Raw genomic sequence first — 6647 nt, forward strand, 5'->3', positions numbered from 1 at the left:
ATTATATAAAGATATAAATAAAATGGCAGCAAAGCTGCCCTGAAAATATTTATTTGCCTGTAGGTAATATCATTTTTAGGAGAGGTGGAGGGATAGGTATGGAGAGTCAAATGGCATTGGAATTCGTTCGGGTAACAGAGGCAGCGGCACTGCAATCGGCACAATGGACAGGGCGTGGAGATAAGAATAGCGCGGACGAGGCGGCAACAGTAGCCATTCGTACTCATTTTAATGCGGTATCCATGGACGGCACGGTCGTGATTGGCGAAGGCGAAATGGATGAGGCTCCCATGCTGTATATCGGGGAGAGAGTAGGCAATCGCAGAGGGCCAGCCATGGACATAGCTGTTGATCCTCTCGAAGGGACGGAAACGGTGGCGAACGGTTTGAATAACGCACTGTCGGTCATTGCTGCTGCACCTCGTGGTAGTCTACTACACGCTCCGGATATGTACATGCAAAAATTAGCTGTTGGTCCGGCATTGGCTGGAAAGCTGTCACTAGAGGACACGATCCCGACTACACTGTCAAAAGCAGCGCGCATACTGGGGAAATCCTTGTCCGATCTTACAGTGTCCATTCTGGATCGTGCACGGCATGCCGGGATCATTCAGCTTCTGCGGGAAAGCGGCGTTCGGATCAAGCTGCTTGGTCATGGGGATGTGATGGGTGCAATTGAAACCTGCCTGGACAGCGGTGTAGATTTGCATATCGGCTCTGGCGGCGCTCCTGAGGGTGTATTGGCCGCGGCCGCGCTGAAATGCATGGGCGGAGAAATACAGGGCCGCTTGCTGCCTCATGGAGAAGAAGAGATTGCACGTTGCAAACGCATGGGTATTACTGATCCAGGGGCGTTGCTGTCGATGGAGGACATGGTCGGACGCCAAGGCGTGATGTTTGTCGCTACAGGCGTGACGGCTGGTGAGTGGTTGCAGGGGGTTCGTTCTCTGCCTGGTCACAGAGCTGAAACCCATTCAGTTGTAATGCATTCAGATACAAAAACGATTCGTTTCGTGCGAAGTATTCATCATACTGCTGATTCTTCCGGTACGCTCGCGGCAGCGGCATCCTCTTGAAATTTGAAGTCAAGACTTCCCTCGCTGGTGAATTCAATCATAATAAACTTATAAAACAGCAAGTCTCTGACTAAAGGGAGACTTGCTGTTTGCTGTTACTGTTTTTGGGGGATGAAAGAGTAAAATCAAGGATATAAATTTCTAAAAAACAGGTACTTATGAAGTAAAATTGAAAAGTTTCTATTAGGCTTGAAAAGAAAAAAACATAGCTTTGGAAGCGAAAAAATCAATTAGAACTAATTTTTTTAGACGAAGAGTCAAAAAAAATTATGCATAATATAGTTCTTTAGAACTACTTAAAAACCCGGTTTATTAAAAATTTAAAGAGTTATTAATTTTGGTTTGTGTGTGCTTGTTTTAAATTAGTTCCATTATATAGGAGGTTGAAGGTGGGCGCGGAAAAAGGCGGAATTTGTCGGATGATATCAGGTTGAATTTGTTACATTTATGTTAATGGCATGTAAAGATAAAATTGTTATAGGATAAGGGGTTTGGGCGTAATTGTAAATCATAATGATTTTAGTTTTACAATGTTCGTGAAAATGTGAAATTATGTTTTAGGCTAGATTTACAGATCATGATGGGCAGATAATGAGCGAAAAAGTCAAATTGTTGTTTTTGTAGTTTGGAAACAAATAGCATAATATGGATTTTGTTTTATTTTTATGAAGTCTAGTAATTTAGCCCTTTTGTCCCGTGTCAAGCCGTTTTAAAGTTTGTATATTTAAAAAAGCTAGAAAGTGTTGGAAGAAAAAAAGAGATATAAGGATTTACTGTAAAATTATGAACTGCATAGAGGATGGAGGAATTCATATGACGACTCGATCACAATCTTGGTTCGCTAAAACAGAGGCCCAACCGGCTGCGAAGCTCCAACTATTCTGCTTCCCCTACGCCGGTGGTGGTGCTTACATATTTAACTCTTGGAAGTCCAGGCTCGCGCCTGATATTACTGTGTTGCCAATACAACTCCCAGGACGTGAGAGCCGCTCCACTGAAGCTCCAATGGAAACCCTTCAAGACATCGTCCAATCGTTGGTTCCCGCTATGGCTCCATACATACATAAGCCATTTGCCTTTTTTGGGCACAGTATGGGGGCACTGATTGCATTTGAAACAGCGCGGCAGTTGTACAGTAAAACTGGAAAACTACCTGTGCATATTATCGTATCTGGTAAATCCGCCCCTCATCTTCCATACTCCAAAAAACGACTCCATGATTTAGCAGACGATTCTTTCACCGAAGAGCTTCGCTTGATGCAGGGCACCCCCGAAGAGGTGCTGCAAAATGCAGAATTGATGCAAATTATTATGCCTCGTCTGCGTGCAGATTTTAAGGTATGTGAAACTTATGTTTATCAGCCGGGAGATCCACTGGCATGCCCGATGACGGTTTTAGGGGGAACGAGGGATTTTGAGGTTAGCACAGATTCACTTCGTGCCTGGCAGCAGCATACGATGTCACCTATGGATGTCCGGATGTTCGAAGGCAATCACTTTTTCATCCATGAACAAGAGCAAGAGGTTATGAGCGCAGTCGAGGACATTCTCTCCGCATTCTCGCCGATGGCCCACGCTGCGGCAGCTCATACAACTTACAACACAAGCACTCCACAACCACGATTCAGGCAGAGTTGAATGTCCCACACATCACGATACACCTCGTTATCACCATCTCAGCAATAACCGATAAAACCGCCCACCATGATGCATTTTCCAGCGTAGATTAAAATCCAATTTTTCTGTACAGGCCCTCATCATTTCAGACACAGAGTTTACTTCAATGACGTCCATCGCCAATCTAAAAAGTTCGCACTGCTAAAGTGTGGCAATGAAAAAGAGGGATGCCTTTGTTTCGATCAAATTCTGCTTTTCGGAGACTCACACGCTATATAAAGCCTTATAATCTTTGGGTTTTTATAGCCGTGATTTCCTCCTTGTGTTTGGCAGCTATTGACATTATTTTGGGTAAGGCCATAGAGCAAATGGCACAGGGAACATTCTCCTCCACCCAGAACATGATCTATCTAGTTGTTGGTATGACGGTAATTGGAATGCCTTGTAAGTTTGTGATGAGGTACGCTTCGGCACGATTTAGTGTTAGTGCCCTGCGCGACTTGAGAGGCGATCTCGTACATAAGTTTTATGATTTACCTGTTTCCAGCGTGGAGAGCAAGTTCACCGGAGATTTGGTATCCCGTCTAACAAACAATACGGCGCTGTTGCAGAACTTTTTTATCCAGCAGTTTGCTAATCTGTTTTATTTGCCACTTGTGTTTACGGCATCCTTAACGTTGCTTTTACTGACAAGCTGGAAACTGGTTTTGGCAAGTCTTGCGCTTATGCCTGTAGGAATGATCATAACCTCACTGATGAGCAAGCCAATTGAGAAATACTCCAAGGAGCTTCAGGAGAAAATTGCTCATTTGAACGCGGTGGGACAGGATGCGATCGGAGGAATTCCTATCGTCAAGGCATTTAATATGCAGGCTGTGCTGTTGAAGAAGTATATGGTGATTACGCAGGAGGTCATCAAGCGCGGATTGCGGCTAGAAAAACGCTATGCGTTCATAACTCCAGTAGGTGTGATGATGCTGGCAACACCGATTATTTTGGTCATTGTGTACGGTGGATATTTGATTCAACAAGGTGAGTTGAATGCTGGTGGCATTGTCCTTTTTTTATATCTTATTTCGTTCATATTGCAGCCTGTTGCCATGCTGCCGACGATCATTTCGCAAATGAAGGAAGCGGGGGGAGCAGCGAAGCATTTGTTTGAGGTGCTGGATTGGCCAGATGAGCGGCAAGACGGGAAAATCACTTCAATAAGCCAAGATCTCAAGGAAGACGATGCAGAAAGCAAGGACGACATTCCTGTAGTCAGCTTTGAGCATTTAACCTTTGGCTACAACGAAGAGAACACGGTGCTGAAGGAGATTAGCTTCCAGGTAGGACAAGGAGAAACGGTAGCGATTGTTGGGGCCAGCGGTGGCGGTAAAAGCACAATCTTCAAGCTGCTTTGCGGATTTAATGAACCTGGAGAGCATGCCGGAACCGTTCAATTGTTTGGTAAGAATTTGACAGATTGGAACCTAACAAGCCTGCGTAGCCATATTTCGATGGTATCTCAGGAACCGTCGCTTTTTCCGGCCACTATTGCAGAAAATATCGGATATGGACGTCTGGAGGCGACCCGGAAAGAAATTGTCGAGGCGGCGAAAGCGGCACATGCGCATGATTTTATTGTTCAGCTACCCGAGGGCTATGAAACTCTGTTGAGCGAACGGGGAGGCGGATTGTCTGGAGGACAAAAACAGCGTATTTCTATAGCAAGAGCATTGCTGAAAAATGCTCCGCTGCTTCTACTGGACGAGCCGACTTCAGCACTCGATAGCCAGTCGGAGGCTCAGGTACAGATTGCAATGAATGCAGCAATGCAAAACCGGACGGTACTGGTCATAGCTCATCGACTGTCAACTGTACGCCAGGCGAACCGCATTATCGTACTTGATCAGGGGAGCATTGTGGAATCGGGTACACATGAGGAATTACTAGGCCGTGAAGGTGTGTACCGAAAGCTGTATTTGCAAAATTTTGAAGGACAGCAAACGGAGGAAAACGGGTATTCACTGCCTGAGGAAAGGAGTGAGCGTCGTGACCTTCAAGCAGGGGTTTTATGAATTTAAGCAATTGATGTCCCTGATGAAGCCGCATCGAAAATGGTATTTTACGGGGTTGGTTGGCAACAGTCTGACCAATGCCAGCATCACAATTTTGCTTTCTTTTGTGGTGCATTATTTGCTGAATTTTGCGGTTAATGGCGATGTACAGGAGCTGTACCGAGCGGTCTATTTGGTCAGCGGCACATTTTTGGCGTTAAGTCTTATTTCCCCCGTGTGTAGCTATATGTATAAACGATGTGTCAAGCTCGCAATTGCCGATGTACGAATGAAACTATTCGGCCATGTTGTCAAGCTATCGTATGAAAAAGCCGAAAAACACCATTCGGGTAATCTTGTTTCCCGCATGACAAACGATGTCCAAACGCTGGAGCAGGCTTACACCGTTCATATTCGCTCGATTATACTGGAAACTTCGCTTTTCTTAGGCTCACTAGTCATTCTGATGGTGCTGGATTGGCGATTTGGGATTATGGCGGTTCTACTAGGACTAGCTTCAGCCTGGATAAATGCTCATTTTGCGAAGAAAATGCGACAGACGAGTGAAGAATTACAGGGACGGATGAGCAGGTTCACGGAACGATTGAGTGATTTGCTTTCCGGTTTACAGACGGTGAAGTTATTTGGGTTAAGGACAAAAGTGGGTGGACTTTGCAACGATGCAAGCGAGGACATAAATCGCATCAGTATCCGACAGGGACGTCATATGGGACTGCAGGATATGTGTAATTTTGTTATTGAATTTATTACGCTGGGCGGTGTGCTTGTTGCTGGATTGATCTTGGTTTCGCAGAAGCAAATGGAGCTCGGAGTTTTGGGACAGATTGTGCAGCTGCAAACGGGTATTTCAACGGTATTTTTGGAGCTGGGGGCAGCTGTATCCCTGTTACAAAACTCTTTGGCAGGCTTGGCACGTATCCGCGAAATCTTGAATGAGTCGAAGGAAGAGGAACAGTTTCCCGCGGCGAAACAGAAGGAATCAGTAACCGGGCTTATCGATCCGGAGGTGTCAGCTTCATCAGCCCGTGAACCTAAGGAATCCTATGACGGTGTCGAGACTGTGGATTCAGACCTCTCTATTGAACAGACTGCTGCTGCGCTGGAGCTGCACAATATCAGCTTTGGCTATCAGCCAGACCGTCCAACGCTGCGAAGATTGAACTTGGTCGTGCCAGAAGGGCAGGTAACCGCGATTGTCGGTCCGAGTGGTGGTGGGAAAAGCACCGTGATGAAGTTGTTGCTGGGATTTTACCCACCGGATGAAGGTGTGCTGCGGGTTCGCGGCCGCTTGGCAGAAGAATTTCGGTTGGATGAGGTTAGGGATTTAATGGCCTATGTACCACAGGAGGCTACACTGTTCCACGGTACAGTAGCAGACAATATCCGCTTCGGCTCACCGGATGCCACGGATGAGGAAGTAAAGGCTGCGGCCAAAACAGCCTATGCCAGCGGCTTCATAGCTGAGCTTCCGGAGGGTTATGACACGATTGTCGGTGAACGCGGAGCCAATTTGTCCGGGGGTCAAAGACAGCGAATCGCGATTGCCCGTGCTCTGCTCAAAAATGCGCCGATTTTGCTGCTGGATGAAGCCACCTCGGCCCTGGATGCAGAGTCGGAATATGAAGTTCAGCAGGGCTTAGATGAGCTGATGAAGGATCGTACGACATTAGTTATTGCCCATCGATTGTCTACGATTGAGAGGGCGGATACGATCTGTGTTCTTGCCGATGGCGAGCTCAAAGAACAGGGAACTCATGACCAGCTCCTTGCTGAGGGTGGTCATTATGCGGAGCTGTATGAGCTTCAGTTTCGAAAGCATCCAGAGGAACAAACCGCATAAATATGCGAATTTTCTTTTTACCAAATATCTATTTTGCGAGGAGAGAGACGG

The 6647-nt window shown here is 46.3% G+C and carries 4 protein-coding genes; all 4 read left to right on the forward strand.

Annotation, left to right across the window (positions count from 1 at the left end; all coding sequences use genetic code 11):
- Positions 1 to 98 precede the first annotated feature (98 nt).
- Positions 99 to 1076, forward strand: a complete 978-nt coding sequence (gene glpX / locus C400_RS0123950; protein ID WP_017428486.1) for a class II fructose-bisphosphatase — start codon at positions 99 to 101, stop codon at positions 1074 to 1076.
- Positions 1077 to 1889: 813 nt separating this feature from the next.
- A complete protein-coding gene (locus C400_RS0123955) occupies positions 1890 to 2714 on the forward strand; it encodes a thioesterase II family protein (RefSeq protein ID WP_017428487.1) in 825 nt (274 codons plus the stop codon).
- A 212-nt stretch (positions 2715 to 2926) separates the two neighbouring features.
- Complete coding sequence (locus tag C400_RS0123960; RefSeq protein ID WP_017428488.1) at positions 2927 to 4756, forward strand: ABC transporter ATP-binding protein; 1830 nt, start codon at positions 2927 to 2929, stop codon at positions 4754 to 4756.
- A complete protein-coding gene (locus C400_RS0123965) occupies positions 4731 to 6596 on the forward strand; it encodes an ABC transporter ATP-binding protein (RefSeq protein ID WP_017428489.1) in 1866 nt (621 codons plus the stop codon). The genes C400_RS0123960 and C400_RS0123965 overlap by 26 nt, the downstream gene beginning before the upstream one ends.
- Positions 6597 to 6647: the final 51 nt, after the last annotated feature.

It is taken from the genome of Paenibacillus sp. ICGEB2008 (assembly GCF_000307675.1).
GTDB classification, from domain to species: Bacteria; Bacillota; Bacilli; order Paenibacillales; family Paenibacillaceae; genus Paenibacillus; species Paenibacillus polymyxa.

What these genes read in the sequence shown, in the direction of transcription:
- glpX (WP_017428486.1), top strand. Translation starts at nt 99, where the DNA reads ATGGAGAGTCAAATGGCATTGGAATTCGTTCGGGTAACAGAGGCAGCG.
- C400_RS0123955 (WP_017428487.1), top strand. Translation starts at nt 1,890, where the DNA reads ATGACGACTCGATCACAATCTTGGTTCGCTAAAACAGAGGCCCAACCG.